Source organism: Nocardia sp. NPDC058519 (assembly GCF_042719755.1).
GTDB lineage: Bacteria > Actinomycetota > Actinomycetes > Mycobacteriales > Mycobacteriaceae > Nocardia.
Genome location: NZ_JBHXNK010000049.1, coordinates 25,548 through 38,169, shown reverse-complemented (window position 1 = coordinate 38,169; position 12,622 = coordinate 25,548). Strand labels below are relative to the sequence as shown.

Sequence of the window (12,622 nt, the reverse complement as noted above, 5' to 3'; positions counted from 1 at the left end):
GCTCGGATTGCTGCTGCCGCACGAGCACTGGGCTGGCGCTCGGCGAGGTCGTGGTTCACGGCGGAGTCGGCGGTGCGAGACCACCGGCAGGGGCACGCGACGGCGACATCGGCGTCCGGGGCGGACAGCCAGCCGTTGCGGCAGTTGTTGGGGCACCGGTCCTCGTCGGCACGCTCACCGGTGCGGTCGTGGCTCATGAGACCGACCTCAGCGAGGGCGTGCCGGGGCCTGGCTCGTCCTCTGGCGAATCAAGATCAGGTTCGGCACCCTCGGCCTTATGTGCCGCGTACAGCTCGCGTAGCGGCTTACGCCCGGGGCGCGGACCGGTGTGGTCGCAAACCTTGCGGGTGATGTCGTAGCCGTCGGGGTCGCATTCGGTGCACGCGGCGATCGCTTGGGCGCGGAGTTCGGCTGCGGCGCGGCGGCTCTCGACGCCCTGGCGCTTCTTGTCCCGGTCGACGTCGGTCTCCCACCGGGCCCGGCGCTTGCGCGCTTCCCCGCAGGGACCGCACGCAACGGTGGTCGGTGCGGCGAGGTGCTCGGGGCAGCGCTCGGGCGGGGCGGCGAGGCCGGGCTTGGTCGCGACGCGGGCGATGATCGCGTCGCCGATCGCCTCGCACTCCGGGCAGCCGTCGACCCACCGATCGGGGTGCTCGGGATGGAACTGGGAGGGGGTGGGGGTCAGTTCGTTTGCGGCCGCTCCCCTATCACCTACCGAACGATTCCCCCCTAGGTCGACCCCTATAAGGGATGGGCTTGGGATGGGGTTGAGCGAACTTCGCGGGCTGTTCGCATCGTGTTCGGTCTGATGTTCGCGCGAACTGGTGTCGTCCACCTGGGGCGATTCGGAAAATCCCTCTTCGGATGGTGCGCTCATGTCGTTCTCGGAAATAAATCGTTCGCTATGCAAACGGTCGTTTTTCTCCGAAAGAAATTCGGACATAGGCGGTTCGGTTACATCGTCGTTCGCGCGAACATCACGCGAACCAGCCGACTTGTTCGCCCGAACATTGCGCATACGTTCGCGCGCCTCGTCCCGCTTCCGCTCGACGTCAGCCTTGGTGAACGGCTGCCGCTCCTCCCACTGGTGGAACTGGTAGCCGCCATCGACCTTGTCCCACAGGCGAACCTGCACCAGCTTCTTCGCCTGGGCAGGAGTGCCCATCGACGCGATCATGTGGTTCGGGATGAAGCCGTCAGTCAGCTCACGCGAGGACCACGAACCGGCACGGGTCCACAGGCCGATCGCCGCGTTGCCCGCGGCCACGATCTTCGAGTGGAAGGCGGCGTCGTCGTCGACTCGAAACCAGGGCATCAGGCACCCCCGGTCTTGTCGGCCCACAGATCCAGGTCATCGACACCGCGCCGGCGGTTGCACGTCGAGCACGCCGCGCGCAGGTTGGCCGCGGCGTCGTCGCCGCCGAGGGAGTACGGCCGGATGTGGTCGAGCTCCAACCAGATCCCGGCAGCCTCATCCTCTGGCGCGCCGGTGGGCGCCGGGGCGAACTGATGGGAGCAGTAAGCACAGGCCCACCCATGCCGCACGTACACGGTGTGCCGGATCTCCTCGTCGATGTTCGGCCGGGCCCTGGGGCGCTGTCCGGCTTCGACCCGGCGAAGGCGCTGGGCCGCCCGGTTCGCGTCGATCCTGGCCAGCCTGTCGAGGACATCGGCGACAGCGGCCGCGACGATTGCGGACTCGATGGCGTGGGATTCGGTGATGGCACGCCGCAGCCTGTTCGGGTTCTTCTCGACCCCGTTGAACTCCATGAAGCGCGGGACGAACAGCTCCTCCTCGACCTCGTCGAGAACAATCCACCCGACCAACGCCAGGCGCCGGAGGTTGTCGAGTACGTCGACCCGCTCCGCGCCTGCGGTTACCAGGGCGATCCTTCCCAGGAACACCGGCATCGCCCCCAGCGCACCGAGCTCCGGACGCAGGCACAACGTGAGGAACGCGCCCTGGAGCGGCGCCGTCAGCACCCGGAACTCGTCCTCATTCCACAGCCCACTCGGGAACTGCACTGACTCAGCCATCAGGACACCGCCAGGAGGGACATCTGACCGTTGCCACCGAGGCGCTTGTGCAGCTCAGCCAGGCCCTTGGTCGTGATCCGGATCGTCGGCGCGGGCATGCGCATCTCACCGGACGACTCGTGCAGGAACGGCGAACCCAGCTTTTCGGTCAGGCGACCGTTGTCGACCTGGGTCTGGTACGCCTTCCACGCCGCGGCGCCGCGGTCGCGGTAGATCCAGCCCTCCCCCTGCATGAACTTGAACAGCCTGTCCCTGCCGATCGTGATGTTCGGATCGCGGGACAGGACCTTCGCCGCGTCGGCCACCGCGTAATCACCAGTGGACTCAGCGAGATGCGACCATGCAGACGCCGGCGCCTCGAGTGCGCGAGCGTGCTGCTCCGCCTCAAGACGCGCCGCGTGCTCGCTCTCCCTCGCCGTCTCAGCCTCGATCACCATCTGCGCCAGCGCCTTGCGGTCCGGCAGCGCGGTGACCGCGGCGTAGCTGCCCGTCTTCCGGATCGTGGGCAACACCTCGGCGGTGATCCATCGACGGAAGTCGACGGCTTCCGGCTTGTCCGACCGGAGCACGAGGGCGTACATCCCGGACTCGCTGACGACAGCCATCTCCTGCGCGCCGCCAGGGGTGTCAATCCGATTGACCCCCTTCTCATCCGAGGCAAGGCGTTGCAAGGCCATGGACAGATTGGTCAGGCCGAGGATGTTGCAGATGTCGCGGGCGACAAACCACGGCTCGCCGTCGAGCACGACGGTGCGCACGATCGCATCGGCATAGGTGAATGGCATCAGGTTGGTGCTCATGAGGTCGCCTCCTCGGCGGTCAGATCAAGGTCGGCGCGGAGTGTGGACGAGAGGGGCGCAACGGGCGCCGGAGCTGCGACGAGGCTGCCGTCATCCGCCAGGAACACCACGCCGTGCAGCGTGGAGTGGACAGGGATCACGACCGGGGTGTCCCACCACGGGACGTGGAAGCCGGACACGCGGGCGGCTTCCGGGTGCTCGGTCACCCAGCCGTGGCAGCCGCGGACACCATCACCACAGAGCCACACGATGTTCGACGGCGACCAGGGACCGCCTTGGCCGCGGTTCTTCCGGTGATGTGCGGTGTGCCCCTGCATTCCGCAGCGCTCACACAGCCCGCCAGAGCGCTCCGCGACCAGGCGGCGGGTGCGCTTCTCATCGCGCTTCATGCGCCCTCACCCCGACCGGCCACGGCGTACATGGCACGAACGCTGGCGCTCACCGACTGCCAGGACCGAAGCTCCTCGGTCAGCGCCTTCGCCAGCCGGTCGGCGTGCCGGTACGCAGCGTCCGCGACGTCACGGGCGGTGCGCTCCTGCTCGGTAGCCAGCTCGGCGCCATACCGCTTCTCGTGCGCCGGGCCGTCGTGCTGCATGTAGGCGCGAGCGAACGCCTGGTCGTACGCGCGGTCCGCGGTGAGGAACTCGGAGTAGCGGGTGTCGCACACGCCGACGCCCTTGGCGATCCGGTTGGCACAGTCGCGGATAGCGCCTTCGATCGCGACGGGGTTGTGGTCGGTCACTCGCCACCGTCCCGGTAATAGGCGGTCAGCTTCTCGATGGCGGCCGCGTTGGTCGACGTCCTCAACTGGTCACCGTTGTTGTCGGCAGCGAACTTCGCGGTCGCCGCCTTGCTGTCCTTGCCGAGCTGGTTCATCAGCCGCAGCAGCTCGGTGCGAGCGAAGTCGTGGGCGGGCAGATTCGCGGCGGCGACCGCGGTACGGTTTCGCACCTCATCCGCCGACGCGATGCCCGCCTTGGTGTCGGCCGCCAGCGCAGCAACGAGAGCCCTGCCCCACGCCGAGGTCTCGGCGTTCTGCAGCTCGGAGCCGCGGGTGTACGGGGTCTTGCCTGGCACCTGCTCCCACGCCATTCCGATGCCGGGCATCGTGTCCTCGGGGGTGCGGTAGAACGCCGCGACCACAGCGATGTATGCCTGGCCGTCGATGACCTGCACCGAGTACGGTTCGCTGACCACGGCAGGCTGGAACGACCCGTTGGGGTGGAGCTTCTCGCGCACGTCGGCGATGCGCTGAGCAACCTCGATGTAGTCGCCGAGCTCGATCTTCTTCTTGTCCTCAGCCACGGTCACCACTTCCTCAATGCCCACGAGGGCAGATGCATCCGGTTGGTTTGGTCGCCGTAGCCGGGCCATTCGCCGGCGGCGCGGCACTGGTCCCACAGCTCGATCCCCTCGGTGACGATGCGGTCGCCTTCGGCGATGTCGTCGGGTCCGAACTCGTGCAGACAAACCAGATAAGGCGGGGTCTTCTCCTGGGCGATGAAGGTGAAGCGCTTGACCGTGTAGCCGAGCTCGGTGATCACGCGCCGGTAGTGGGCCTCTTGGACGTGGTAGCCGTACTCGGCGGCCGACTTGGGGAAGCCGCGGGGACTGGCGTCCTTCGTGGTCTTGTAGTCATCGATCTCGACTTCCATTGCGTCCTCATCGACGCGGATGGAGTCGAAGCGGGCACGCAGCATCACCCACGTGGCGGGGTCCATGGCGTAGGCAGTCATCTCCGACACGGCAACGGCCAGCCGGGCGGCGACTTCGGGATGAGCGAGCGCGACCTCGACCATCGCGCGGACCCGGTCGGCCTGCTTGGTCAGCAGTGGGATCTTGCCCAGCGCACGGGCTTTGGCCCGTTCCTCCTTGGCGATCTTGGATTGCCAGCTGGTCTGGTTGACCTCGTGGATACCGGCGCCGGTGCCGAGCAGAAGAGTGTGCGCCGCGGTGCCGATATCGAAGTCGTCGTTGTGCTCACGCTCGGCACCGATGAACTTCGCTGGGCCGCCAACGCCAACGAGCGTCCGGACTCCAGTGCTCGACAGGCTGTCCGTGTCAGAGTGATAGACCAGCTCGGGGATGTCGGGGTACAGACCGGGCGTGGTCGGCGCGGTCATGCGCAATCGCTCGGCCTGGTGGGTCTTGCAGTCGCAGACCTCGGCATCGAGGTCGGTGTACTTGCAGATGTCGTTAGCCACGGTCGAGGACCTCCTTCACTGCGTCGACGAGATCGAGGGCGAGGCCCTCGGCGGAGGACGTGCTGAGCGACAGCCGGATCGCGTCCGACTTCGGATCGGCTTTGAAGTCGATGACGATCCGTCCAGTCGGATCGGTGTCGACAACTGCGGACCGGTATCCATCGGTGAACAGGCGGCGCTTCATGCGGCGGCCTCGTCACTGCCGATGTTGCGAAATCCCCAGCGCATCAAGGTCCTTTCATCGACCTGGTACCCGGACAGCAGCCAGCGGATCGCCGACAGATGACCGAGGCCGAGGAACTCGCGGGCGAAGTTGTAGTCGTGGTGAGCGCATCGGGCGCGGTCGAGGGAGTCGAGCCGCTGGCGACCGCCGCCCCAAACCGCGGACGAGGGCAACGGCAGCGGGTGGGAGATCCCCGCGGCGCGCGGCAGCGACATCTCCACCACCCACGCCGAGTAGTCCGCGTTCGGCTGAGCCTGCACAGTCATGCCCTTGGGCAGGATGCCGAGCTCGGTGTAGGTGTCGCGGGCGATCGTGAGTGTGTGCATCAGCGGCCCGCCCGCGTCGCCGCATCACGACATTTGTACGAGCAGAAGTCCCGCAGCCCGCACTTGCCGGAGATCGTCAGCAACGACAGCGGCCCACTGCATTCGCGGCACCCACGCGGGCGACTCTTGTCCTCGGCCAGGCCGAGCATCGTCAGAAGGTCGGCACAGTCACCGGCATCAGTGGCGTGCCGCGCGACGGTCAGTCGCGCAGCCTCAGCGATGCCAGGCTCGAAGTCGTCGGCCACGTCCAGGCCCGCGATCATGTCGAAGTCGTCAGCCACGACGGCACCCCTTCCTGTCGCAGAGGACGGCGCCCCGCTTGGCCAGCACAAGGCTCACGGTCTGGGCCGTGGCCTTGCCGCACTTGGTGCACTGGGCAGTGACCATCTGCGCCCGGACCGATTCGACGTTGGCTTCGGCCCGGCGGTGCACGGCGCAGGATGCGCAGCTGCAGGTGATGAGGTCCATCACGCCACCCCCAGCTCACGTGCGATCTGCAGGTCGCGGGCGCGATCCCACTCGGCGCCGGGATCGGTCTGGTCGACCGACTCGTCCTCGTCGTCCTCGGACTCAGCCTCGGGGTCGAACTTGACGGTCGCGATGTAGTCCCGGATCGCTTCGATTCCGTGCCAGGGCATGGGCATCTTCGCCTTGGCGGGGTTCTCGCGCAGGTCGGAGCGGACTACGTAGTAGAAGCAGGCGACCACGAAGGCCAGAGCAGCAGCGAGGCCAGCGATTTGGATGGCCATCAGGATGGGATTCACTGGGCCTCCTTCGACAAGGCAAGGCGGGCAACGGCCTCGGTGAGCAGACCCGCAAGGGTCTGGGAATCGAACCCACCGAGAAGCTGCTGAGCGAGCGTGATCATGTGGCTCATGCCGTCGACGTCCCCGTCGCACGGGCATTCGATGTGGGAGTCGAGAAGCCACTGGACGATGTGGTCGAGCCGGGTGGACAGGTCGGCGCGGATCAGGTCGTACTCGACGACCATCGCGGGGTCAGGCCAGCTCATCGCGCACCACCCATCGGCAGCGCGAAGTCCAGCTCCGGGCGCCGGCGGGCAGACCGCGGCTCCGGCCGGTCCCAACCCTGCACGTCGGCAGGGTCGACGCCGTCAGCCAGCTGGGCGAGGACCCACCGCGGGTACTGCGCGGTCGGGTAGTCCTCTGGACTCACCTGGGGCGACACGTCCATGGCGTCGATGCGGGCGAGGAGTTCGTCGACGGTTTCGCGGTTCTCGCCGAAGCTGTGGCGGGCATGGCGCCCGAGGATGCGGCGGATCATGCCCGCACCGCCGAGCATGTGGCCTCGGCCCGCGCAGACCAGGTAATTCCGCAGTCGACGCACTGCCCGTACATGCTGTACGGGTGGTGGCACGTGGGTCGGGCAGCAGCCTGCTCGGACTTAGCCTCCGCGATCTCAAGCTTGCGTTCCAGCTGGGCGATCCGCTCGGCCATCGACGCGACGACCTCATCGTGGTGATTCCGCGAGACTGGCTCGGCGCCGATCTCGATGTGCAGACGCTCGATCAGACGCAAAGCTAGAACGCGCAGCGCGGCGACGTTGTCGGTGTCGGTCTGCGCACGGTGTGCGCGCAGCCAATGCCAGTCACCGTGGTAGCGCTGGAGATACAGCTCAGTCGACGCGAACGTCAGTGTGGCCCGCAGCTCGACGGTGTTGTCGCCGTCGGTGACGAGGTGCTTGCCGATCCTCTGCGCGATGTCGACGCGGGTCTTCGTGGGATACTTCGGCTGCGTCATTCGGTAGACTCCTTGCTTGAGTGAGTGATGCACGGCCGCCGGGTTGCCCCCCGGCGGCCGAACTCGTTTACGGGGTGGTTGAGTTGGAGGGCCCTGCCGAGGTGGTATCGGCAGGGCCAACCCCGCGGCTGGGCTGCACGAGCACCAGACGCGAGGAGGTTCGGGGCACGTCCCGTCGGGCGCTCGTCGCGGCGTGATGACCGCGGGCTGCACCGAGGGGACGCACCCGACCCGCGTCGGCGGCAGGGGGGTGCGCCGGGCGGGGGTCTTTGGCGAGGCGAATGACCGCGCCCAGGACGAAGCTGATCGGGATGGACGCGAGGACCAAGCAGCCGACAGCGAGCAGGCCGAAGCCGAGGACAGTGCTCATGCGGCGCCTCGCTCGACTGCAGGCTCGCGAAATGCGTTGCGGATAACGAGGGCCTGGCGCTCGGACAGCGGCACCCACTTGGCGCGCTGGGCATCGAGCCATCGCTGCTCGGCGGGCGTGACCTCGCGGGCGCTCATGCCGCATCCTCGGAGGCAGACTCGACCTTGTCGATCAGTGAGGACGGGCGGACTTCGAGCGCGAGGGCAATCCGAATCAGCTGCCCGACTCGAGGATCACGCTCGTCCCGCTCGAAACGGGCGATGGAATTCGCGCTGACGCCGGAACGCTGCGCCAGCTCGGCTTGGGTGATCCCGGACCTAGCACGGGCCGCCCGCAGATTCGCGGACACCCACCCGGTTGAACTGGTCTCCATGCGAGATAGTCAATCACCCATTCGGGTGTACGTCAACACAAAACGGGTGAATGCCTACGCAATCGTGCGTCTGGGACAATCACGTGTCCTAGGTTGCCTAATCACCCATTTGGGGGTCACAATCACCCATATGAGCGCAGAAGATGACACAGCCGCGCCCGAGTCGGACCACATCGAGGCGGCCCAGCGGGCGGTAGCGGCCCACCTTCGGGCAGAGCGCGCACGCGCAGACCTGAAACAGTCCGAGCTAGCCGCGGCCGCAGGGTTGAGCACCAACACAATCAGCCGGATCGAGACCGGAAGCCGGGATATGACGCTAAGTCAGCTGATCGCCATCTCGGCCGCCCTCGGCGTCAGCGCTGCCGCCTTCATCGACGCGGCGCAAGCTGCGATGAAGTAGCTGGCTCGCCTTCACGCCTCGCTCGTTCGCGATGGCGATCAATGCCGAGACGCTGGCTAGCCGCGAGCGTTGACCAGCCGCAGCCCGACCCTTCGTGGACCTCACGCTTCCGGACGGAAGCTGTGACGCGACGACTGCCCGAGTCGATACCCCCGCACCGGGATGCGTCGTCGCATCCCGGTCTGGCGCTGAATCTTTCACTGAGAACCCCTCGCAACTCATCGCCCCGAACCGCGACCCCCGGTCGGTGCACCAATATTCCGAACCCTAGTCCGCTTTATGTTTCAAGTACACAAATATGGGTACTCGGTGCGTCACATTTCGGTAACTGCGCCATATCCCATGGATAGCCACTTCGCTATGTCAAGATGCTGGAACAGTCATATGACTGTGCGCACACACGCGAAGTCACGATTCTAGGAGAGGCGTGTGACAAGTTGGACCAACCGAAGGACCGTCGCCGGAAACTCCGTGTCGCACATGCGATTACGATCCAGGCGCATCGCGAAGCAACCGACCTCACTCAACGCCAGCTAGCAAAGCTGACAGACATCCCACTGAGCATCTTGCGCAACATCGAACAGGGCAATCGGCCGGTCACCGCGCCCGAGATGGATAGCATCGCGCACGCCCTCGGAATAGAGCCAGAAGTCCTCACTATCGAGGGTCGCCAACTTATCGCGCGCGGCGAGATCCCCGATCGCGCACAACGTGCCGCCGATGTATGGCGAACCGCACTCGGTGACTGAAAGATTCCCACGCATTTGCCGATCGATAACCGGGCATTCCCGTTAGCCTACGAAAGATGATGAGCGCCATTCTCCCGGCCGCTGTGCTGGCCGTCCTTGTGCGCCTGGCGCTTCGGCACGACACCCGCCAAGAAACTACGTGGGTATTCACGGCAGGGCTGACCGCACTCGTCGCGGGCTGCGTGCTCGGCACCGAGTACGTCGGTGATCACGGAATCGACGTAGCAGCATCAGATCTGTTCGGCGAGAACATCTCCGACCTGCTACGTAGCGTGTACCTCGTGGCGGGATGCGCATGCATCGGCCTGATCGCACTGCACGGCATCTACGGCGAATGGGCGCCGGACTCCCTGACCAACTACCGCCGACGGTGGCTCATCACCTGCGGGGTGGCCGGCATCATCCTGATCGTCACCTCACGGGCAGGGCTGGCGCTCACGGTCCCGGTCAGCGACGAGCTCGAGCTCCTCGATGTCGCGAGCGGAATCTACAGCGCGACCTTCTACGTCATCGTCGCGGCGACGGCCGCTTTGGTCGCTACCGCCTCAGTGCTGACGGTCCGCCTCGACGGGTGGCGGCTCGTGCCTGTCGCCACAGGTCTGGTCGGAATGCTGGGCGCCAGCAGTGCGGTGGTGACGCTCCTGCTGCTGCTGGCACACCGTGAGTGGCTCGCGGCGAATCACGCTGTGGTTGCCACCGGTTGGGCGCTGCCGCTGGTCGGGATCCTCGCAGCGGCGGGGCTGTGGGGAATCATCCGCGCGGCAATCAAGGAGAGGGCACAACGCGCCTGAGCGGATCGGCCCCTGCGGTCGGCGGTCAACTCTCGTCGCTGAATACCACCGCGCGCGATGGGCTGAGGCTGCGACGCATGATGTCGTAGCGCTTCTGCCCCTCGCGCTCCGCCGCGATGATGCGCTCCCGCTCCTCCAGGCTGGCGGTCTGTAGGTACGCCTGCACCTCCCGCACTCGAAAGTCGATCGGGTCGCCACCCTCGGCGAGCGGCACCGGCGGCGGCAGCTCGGTGGGCATCGGCTCGTCCGACCCCACCCACTGCAAGTGGACCCTCCGGGGGTTCAGCATTCGGGTTCCTTTGCCTCCCTGAAATACCCGCACCTCGACCAGCGCGCGAACCACCTGTCGCCGCTTGACCATCGGCAGCAGCTCCCATTTCGCGCGAGCATGTGGGCCAGCCAGGTCGGCGACGAGCGGCGATTTGAGGGACGCCTGCGCTCTGCGTTTGGCTGCCGCGATCTGGGGCGTCAGCTTGCCCTCCAGCCGCGCCAGTGTGGCGGGCGTGATCGAACCATCAGCGGCTTGGTCGACGAGGCTGTCGAGCCTGGTCTCCAGTGCGCGCAGATCGGCGTAGGCATCCGCGGCGGTGGTGTCGTTCGCGGCCATCAGCTCGATCACGTCGTCCGACTCCAAGCGGTCCAGGACGGCCCGCTCTACCAGCCGCTCAAGCGGCTCCGCCAAGGCCGCGAAGCAGAACCCGTCAGCGCAGGTGTAGGTCCCCTCAGCCTTGCGCCCCTTGCGAATAGTGAAGTCCCCGCCGCACTTCCCGCAGTGGTGCGACGACCCAGTCAGCAACCACACCGGCTCGGTGCCTCGGTGGGTCAGCCGTGACGAGTCGTTGAGAATCGCCTTGAGTCGCTCGTGCTGGTCCATCGTCAGGATCGGCGGCCACGTCGCCGGACCAGTCACCTGCCCATGGGTCACCCGCAGCCCGGCGTACGTGGGCGACATGATCAGCTTCGCGAGCGTGTTCGATCGCCACCGCGCTGGCTTCTCCTCGTCCTCGGGCTTCCTCTTCCGCTGGGGTCGCGGGGCAGGGATCCCGGATCCGTTCAGCCACACCGCGACCGAGTGCACCGAGTCGCCGCCGAGGATGCGACGGGCAATCTCGCGCACGACATCGGCCTGCTCGTCGAAGATCTCGCGGCCGATCGACTTGCCAGTCCTCTCGTCGCGCACGATCTTGTACCCGAAGGCCAACTTCCCGTGCGGGCGGCCGCTGGCGGCGACCTTGCGCAGGTCGCGCATCACCCGGCGACGCGTCTTCTCCACCTCGTACTCGTCCTCGATGGCGTCCTGGGCGGTGCGTTTGCGGTCGTCGGGATCGCGCATGTCGTAGACGCGGCCGCCGTACATCCACAGCGCGCCAGCTTCTTCGAGTACCTCGCGCAGCTCGAGGTGCCGCTTGAGTTGGCGAGTTGAGCGCGACGACTCCCATGTGATGAGCATTCGGCGTTTGGTCGATTTCTCGCGCAGCAACCGCAGGGCGCGGTCAAAATTGGGGCGGGCCTTGCGGGAGTATCGCGATGCTCCGATGTCGTCCTCGACCAGGATCTCAAGGACGGTCGCGCCGCGGTCCTTGCACTCCTCGACTGCCTCTTCTACCTGCTGGCTTGTCGAGTCGCTTTGCCCGTCACGGTCGTCGGAGACGCGCGCGAGGATGATCGCCTCGATCTGATCCCACTGCCAGTCCATGCCGTGATGCTACATCTGGGTATTGACTAATGACACCGCTGACAACACAAAGGTGCTGCAGCCCGGCAACTTCGAACGCGTCGCGCACTTCTTCGGACAGCGCGACGGTATCGCCGACAACGAGTGCGGGCAGCAACCCCGCCGCAGCGGGTGGCAGTGCCATAGCGGATGCGTTAACCAGATCCGTTCGGACGCTCGCCGCGAGCCGTTGCCACCACGGTGGCTCGCCGATCCGCTCCGGCGCATCGGTGACGTGCAGCGTGGCAACAGTCAGATCCGCGCGGTTCGGCTCGCTGACCTCGGCCCGGAACCGAACCAGCTGGCCAGGCGACAACTCGGCCCATTCGCTACCCTGCGCGAGCAACACGATCGAACCGCCCGCCTGCGTCCACTCCGGGCCCTGACCGAACTCGCGCAGACCTGCGCGAACAATCCACCGCCGCTCACCACCGAACCCACCGGCGCGCAGCGGCTTCGCATCGTCGGTGACGACCGCGAACACGTTCACCGATCGACCGAACGACTCCCGCAGGGGATGCGACTGGACATGATGCTCCTGCCAAGCACCCGCGGCCCCGAAGCCTGCCCCGAGCAACATCGTCGCCAACCCGGTAACCGCGACAACCCGCCACCGCTCCCGCCGATGCGCCATCGCCCACAGCAGCACCACCCACAGCCCGATCGCCACCACCACGGCACCGATCGCCAACACCGATCCCGCAACCCATCCCATGGTCACCGCGACGATCGTTGCCACCCAACACCCGAGCGCCGCAGGCACCAGCCGCATATCGAGCACCTGCTGCTCGGCGCCAGCTTCGCCTGCCTCCCGCTTCGGCCCCTCGCCCATCCGCCGATCCCGCTCCGGTCTTCCCCTGTGTGCCCGAACCTCG

The 12,622-nt window shown here is 66.7% G+C and carries 23 protein-coding genes; 3 read left to right on the top strand and 20 right to left on the bottom strand.

The genetic code is table 11. From position 1 onward, the window contains the following. The 18 genes from ACFWPK_RS33225 to ACFWPK_RS33140 form a co-directional block, all read right to left on the bottom strand. A partial coding sequence (locus ACFWPK_RS33225) for a hypothetical protein (RefSeq protein WP_378922613.1) occupies positions 1–197 on the bottom strand: 197 nt, incomplete at its 3' end. Further along, complete coding sequence (locus ACFWPK_RS33220) at positions 194–1,267, bottom strand: hypothetical protein (RefSeq protein ID WP_378922611.1); 1,074 nt, start codon at positions 1,265–1,267, stop codon at positions 194–196. The genes ACFWPK_RS33220 and ACFWPK_RS33225, both read right to left, overlap by 4 nt. 47 nt (positions 1,268–1,314) lie before the next feature. Beyond that, positions 1,315–2,037: an HNH endonuclease gene (locus tag ACFWPK_RS33215; RefSeq protein WP_378922609.1), complete on the bottom strand. Its 723-nt coding sequence runs from the start codon at positions 2,035–2,037 to the stop codon at positions 1,315–1,317. Continuing rightward, positions 2,037–2,837: a BRO family protein gene (locus ACFWPK_RS33210; RefSeq protein WP_378922607.1), complete on the bottom strand. Its 801-nt coding sequence runs from the start codon at positions 2,835–2,837 to the stop codon at positions 2,037–2,039. Before ACFWPK_RS33210 ends, ACFWPK_RS33215 begins: the two co-directional genes overlap by 1 nt. Next, on the bottom strand, positions 2,834–3,226 hold the full coding sequence (locus ACFWPK_RS33205) for an HNH endonuclease (protein WP_378922605.1): 393 nt from the start codon (positions 3,224–3,226) through the stop codon (positions 2,834–2,836). Before ACFWPK_RS33205 ends, ACFWPK_RS33210 begins: the two co-directional genes overlap by 4 nt. Further along, positions 3,223–3,579 (bottom strand): hypothetical protein, encoded by a 357-nt coding sequence (locus ACFWPK_RS33200; RefSeq protein ID WP_378922603.1) that lies wholly within the window; start codon positions 3,577–3,579, stop codon positions 3,223–3,225. Before ACFWPK_RS33200 ends, ACFWPK_RS33205 begins: the two co-directional genes overlap by 4 nt. Beyond that, positions 3,576–4,148, bottom strand: coding sequence for a hypothetical protein (locus ACFWPK_RS33195; protein ID WP_378922601.1), 573 nt, complete (start codon positions 4,146–4,148; stop codon positions 3,576–3,578). The genes ACFWPK_RS33200 and ACFWPK_RS33195 overlap by 4 nt, the downstream gene beginning before the upstream one ends. After that, on the bottom strand, positions 4,145–5,041 hold the full coding sequence (locus ACFWPK_RS33190; RefSeq protein WP_378922599.1) for a PD-(D/E)XK nuclease-like domain-containing protein: 897 nt from the start codon (positions 5,039–5,041) through the stop codon (positions 4,145–4,147). The genes ACFWPK_RS33195 and ACFWPK_RS33190 overlap by 4 nt, the downstream gene beginning before the upstream one ends. Beyond that, on the bottom strand, positions 5,034–5,225 hold the full coding sequence (locus tag ACFWPK_RS33185) for a hypothetical protein (protein ID WP_378922597.1): 192 nt from the start codon (positions 5,223–5,225) through the stop codon (positions 5,034–5,036). Before ACFWPK_RS33185 ends, ACFWPK_RS33190 begins: the two co-directional genes overlap by 8 nt. Beyond that, positions 5,222–5,590 carry a hypothetical protein gene (locus ACFWPK_RS33180; RefSeq protein ID WP_378922596.1) on the bottom strand — a complete coding sequence of 123 codons (369 nt, stop codon included), beginning with the start codon at positions 5,588–5,590 and terminating at the stop codon, positions 5,222–5,224. The genes ACFWPK_RS33185 and ACFWPK_RS33180 overlap by 4 nt, the downstream gene beginning before the upstream one ends. Further along, on the bottom strand, positions 5,590–5,871 hold the full coding sequence (locus ACFWPK_RS33175) for a hypothetical protein (RefSeq protein ID WP_378922594.1): 282 nt from the start codon (positions 5,869–5,871) through the stop codon (positions 5,590–5,592). Before ACFWPK_RS33175 ends, ACFWPK_RS33180 begins: the two co-directional genes overlap by 1 nt. 186 nt (positions 5,872–6,057) lie before the next feature. Beyond that, entirely contained in the window at positions 6,058–6,354 is a 297-nt protein-coding gene (locus tag ACFWPK_RS33170) for a hypothetical protein (RefSeq protein ID WP_378922592.1), read from the bottom strand. Next, positions 6,351–6,602 (bottom strand): hypothetical protein, encoded by a 252-nt coding sequence (locus ACFWPK_RS33165; RefSeq protein WP_378922590.1) that lies wholly within the window; start codon positions 6,600–6,602, stop codon positions 6,351–6,353. The genes ACFWPK_RS33170 and ACFWPK_RS33165 overlap by 4 nt, the downstream gene beginning before the upstream one ends. After that, entirely contained in the window at positions 6,599–6,874 is a 276-nt protein-coding gene (locus ACFWPK_RS33160) for a hypothetical protein (RefSeq protein ID WP_378922588.1), read from the bottom strand. Before ACFWPK_RS33160 ends, ACFWPK_RS33165 begins: the two co-directional genes overlap by 4 nt. Continuing rightward, positions 6,871–7,350, bottom strand: a complete 480-nt coding sequence (locus tag ACFWPK_RS33155; RefSeq protein ID WP_378922586.1) for a hypothetical protein — start codon at positions 7,348–7,350, stop codon at positions 6,871–6,873. Before ACFWPK_RS33155 ends, ACFWPK_RS33160 begins: the two co-directional genes overlap by 4 nt. A gap of 67 nt (positions 7,351–7,417) precedes the next feature. After that, on the bottom strand, positions 7,418–7,720 hold the full coding sequence (locus tag ACFWPK_RS33150; RefSeq protein WP_378922584.1) for a hypothetical protein: 303 nt from the start codon (positions 7,718–7,720) through the stop codon (positions 7,418–7,420). Then, positions 7,717–7,857, bottom strand: coding sequence for a hypothetical protein (locus ACFWPK_RS33145; RefSeq protein WP_378922582.1), 141 nt, complete (start codon positions 7,855–7,857; stop codon positions 7,717–7,719). Before ACFWPK_RS33145 ends, ACFWPK_RS33150 begins: the two co-directional genes overlap by 4 nt. After that, on the bottom strand, positions 7,854–8,093 hold the full coding sequence (locus ACFWPK_RS33140) for a helix-turn-helix domain-containing protein (protein WP_378922580.1): 240 nt from the start codon (positions 8,091–8,093) through the stop codon (positions 7,854–7,856). The genes ACFWPK_RS33145 and ACFWPK_RS33140 overlap by 4 nt, the downstream gene beginning before the upstream one ends. Before the next feature lie 130 nt (positions 8,094–8,223). Between ACFWPK_RS33140 and ACFWPK_RS33135 the strand changes: the two genes are divergently transcribed. The 3 genes from ACFWPK_RS33135 (at position 8,224) to ACFWPK_RS33125 (ending at position 10,033) form a co-directional block, all read left to right on the top strand. Continuing rightward, positions 8,224–8,493 (top strand): helix-turn-helix transcriptional regulator, encoded by a 270-nt coding sequence (locus tag ACFWPK_RS33135; RefSeq protein ID WP_378922578.1) that lies wholly within the window; start codon positions 8,224–8,226, stop codon positions 8,491–8,493. A gap of 368 nt (positions 8,494–8,861) precedes the next feature. Beyond that, positions 8,862–9,242 (top strand): helix-turn-helix domain-containing protein, encoded by a 381-nt coding sequence (locus tag ACFWPK_RS33130; RefSeq protein WP_378922576.1) that lies wholly within the window; start codon positions 8,862–8,864, stop codon positions 9,240–9,242. 56 nt (positions 9,243–9,298) lie between these two features. Then, positions 9,299–10,033: a hypothetical protein gene (locus ACFWPK_RS33125; RefSeq protein WP_378922574.1), complete on the top strand. Its 735-nt coding sequence runs from the start codon at positions 9,299–9,301 to the stop codon at positions 10,031–10,033. A gap of 25 nt (positions 10,034–10,058) precedes the next feature. Here ACFWPK_RS33125 and ACFWPK_RS33120 read toward each other — a convergent pair whose 3' ends face one another. Then, on the bottom strand, positions 10,059–11,729 hold the full coding sequence (locus tag ACFWPK_RS33120; protein ID WP_378922572.1) for a recombinase family protein: 1,671 nt from the start codon (positions 11,727–11,729) through the stop codon (positions 10,059–10,061). Next, the gene (locus tag ACFWPK_RS33115) at positions 11,668–12,579 is read right to left on the bottom strand and encodes a DUF4131 domain-containing protein (protein WP_378922570.1); all 912 of its coding nucleotides are present in this window, start codon (positions 12,577–12,579) and stop codon (positions 11,668–11,670) included. The genes ACFWPK_RS33120 and ACFWPK_RS33115 overlap by 62 nt, the downstream gene beginning before the upstream one ends. Between the last annotated feature and the right edge of the window lie 43 nt (positions 12,580–12,622).

Bases quoted from the DNA above. Each gene is read 5' to 3' on its own strand.
- ACFWPK_RS33205 (WP_378922605.1), bottom strand. From the start codon at position 3,226: ATGAAGCGCGATGAGAAGCGCACCCGCCGCCTGGTCGCGGAGCGCTCT.
- ACFWPK_RS33135 (WP_378922578.1), top strand. From the start codon at position 8,224: ATGAGCGCAGAAGATGACACAGCCGCGCCCGAGTCGGACCACATCGAG.
- ACFWPK_RS33140 (WP_378922580.1), bottom strand. From the start codon at position 8,093: ATGGAGACCAGTTCAACCGGGTGGGTGTCCGCGAATCTGCGGGCGGCC.
- ACFWPK_RS33145 (WP_378922582.1), bottom strand. From the start codon at position 7,857: ATGAGCGCCCGCGAGGTCACGCCCGCCGAGCAGCGATGGCTCGATGCC.
- ACFWPK_RS33210 (WP_378922607.1), bottom strand. From the start codon at position 2,837: ATGAGCACCAACCTGATGCCATTCACCTATGCCGATGCGATCGTGCGC.
- ACFWPK_RS33180 (WP_378922596.1), bottom strand. From the start codon at position 5,590: ATGCACACACTCACGATCGCCCGCGACACCTACACCGAGCTCGGCATC.
- ACFWPK_RS33150 (WP_378922584.1), bottom strand. From the start codon at position 7,720: ATGAGCACTGTCCTCGGCTTCGGCCTGCTCGCTGTCGGCTGCTTGGTC.
- ACFWPK_RS33160 (WP_378922588.1), bottom strand. From the start codon at position 6,874: ATGATCCGCCGCATCCTCGGGCGCCATGCCCGCCACAGCTTCGGCGAG.
- ACFWPK_RS33165 (WP_378922590.1), bottom strand. From the start codon at position 6,602: ATGAGCTGGCCTGACCCCGCGATGGTCGTCGAGTACGACCTGATCCGC.
- ACFWPK_RS33130 (WP_378922576.1), top strand. From the start codon at position 8,862: ATGCTGGAACAGTCATATGACTGTGCGCACACACGCGAAGTCACGATT.
- ACFWPK_RS33125 (WP_378922574.1), top strand. From the start codon at position 9,299: ATGATGAGCGCCATTCTCCCGGCCGCTGTGCTGGCCGTCCTTGTGCGC.
- ACFWPK_RS33155 (WP_378922586.1), bottom strand. From the start codon at position 7,350: ATGACGCAGCCGAAGTATCCCACGAAGACCCGCGTCGACATCGCGCAG.
- ACFWPK_RS33215 (WP_378922609.1), bottom strand. From the start codon at position 2,037: ATGGCTGAGTCAGTGCAGTTCCCGAGTGGGCTGTGGAATGAGGACGAG.
- ACFWPK_RS33120 (WP_378922572.1), bottom strand. From the start codon at position 11,729: ATGGACTGGCAGTGGGATCAGATCGAGGCGATCATCCTCGCGCGCGTC.
- ACFWPK_RS33115 (WP_378922570.1), bottom strand. From the start codon at position 12,579: ATGGGCGAGGGGCCGAAGCGGGAGGCAGGCGAAGCTGGCGCCGAGCAG.
- ACFWPK_RS33185 (WP_378922597.1), bottom strand. From the start codon at position 5,225: ATGAAGCGCCGCCTGTTCACCGATGGATACCGGTCCGCAGTTGTCGAC.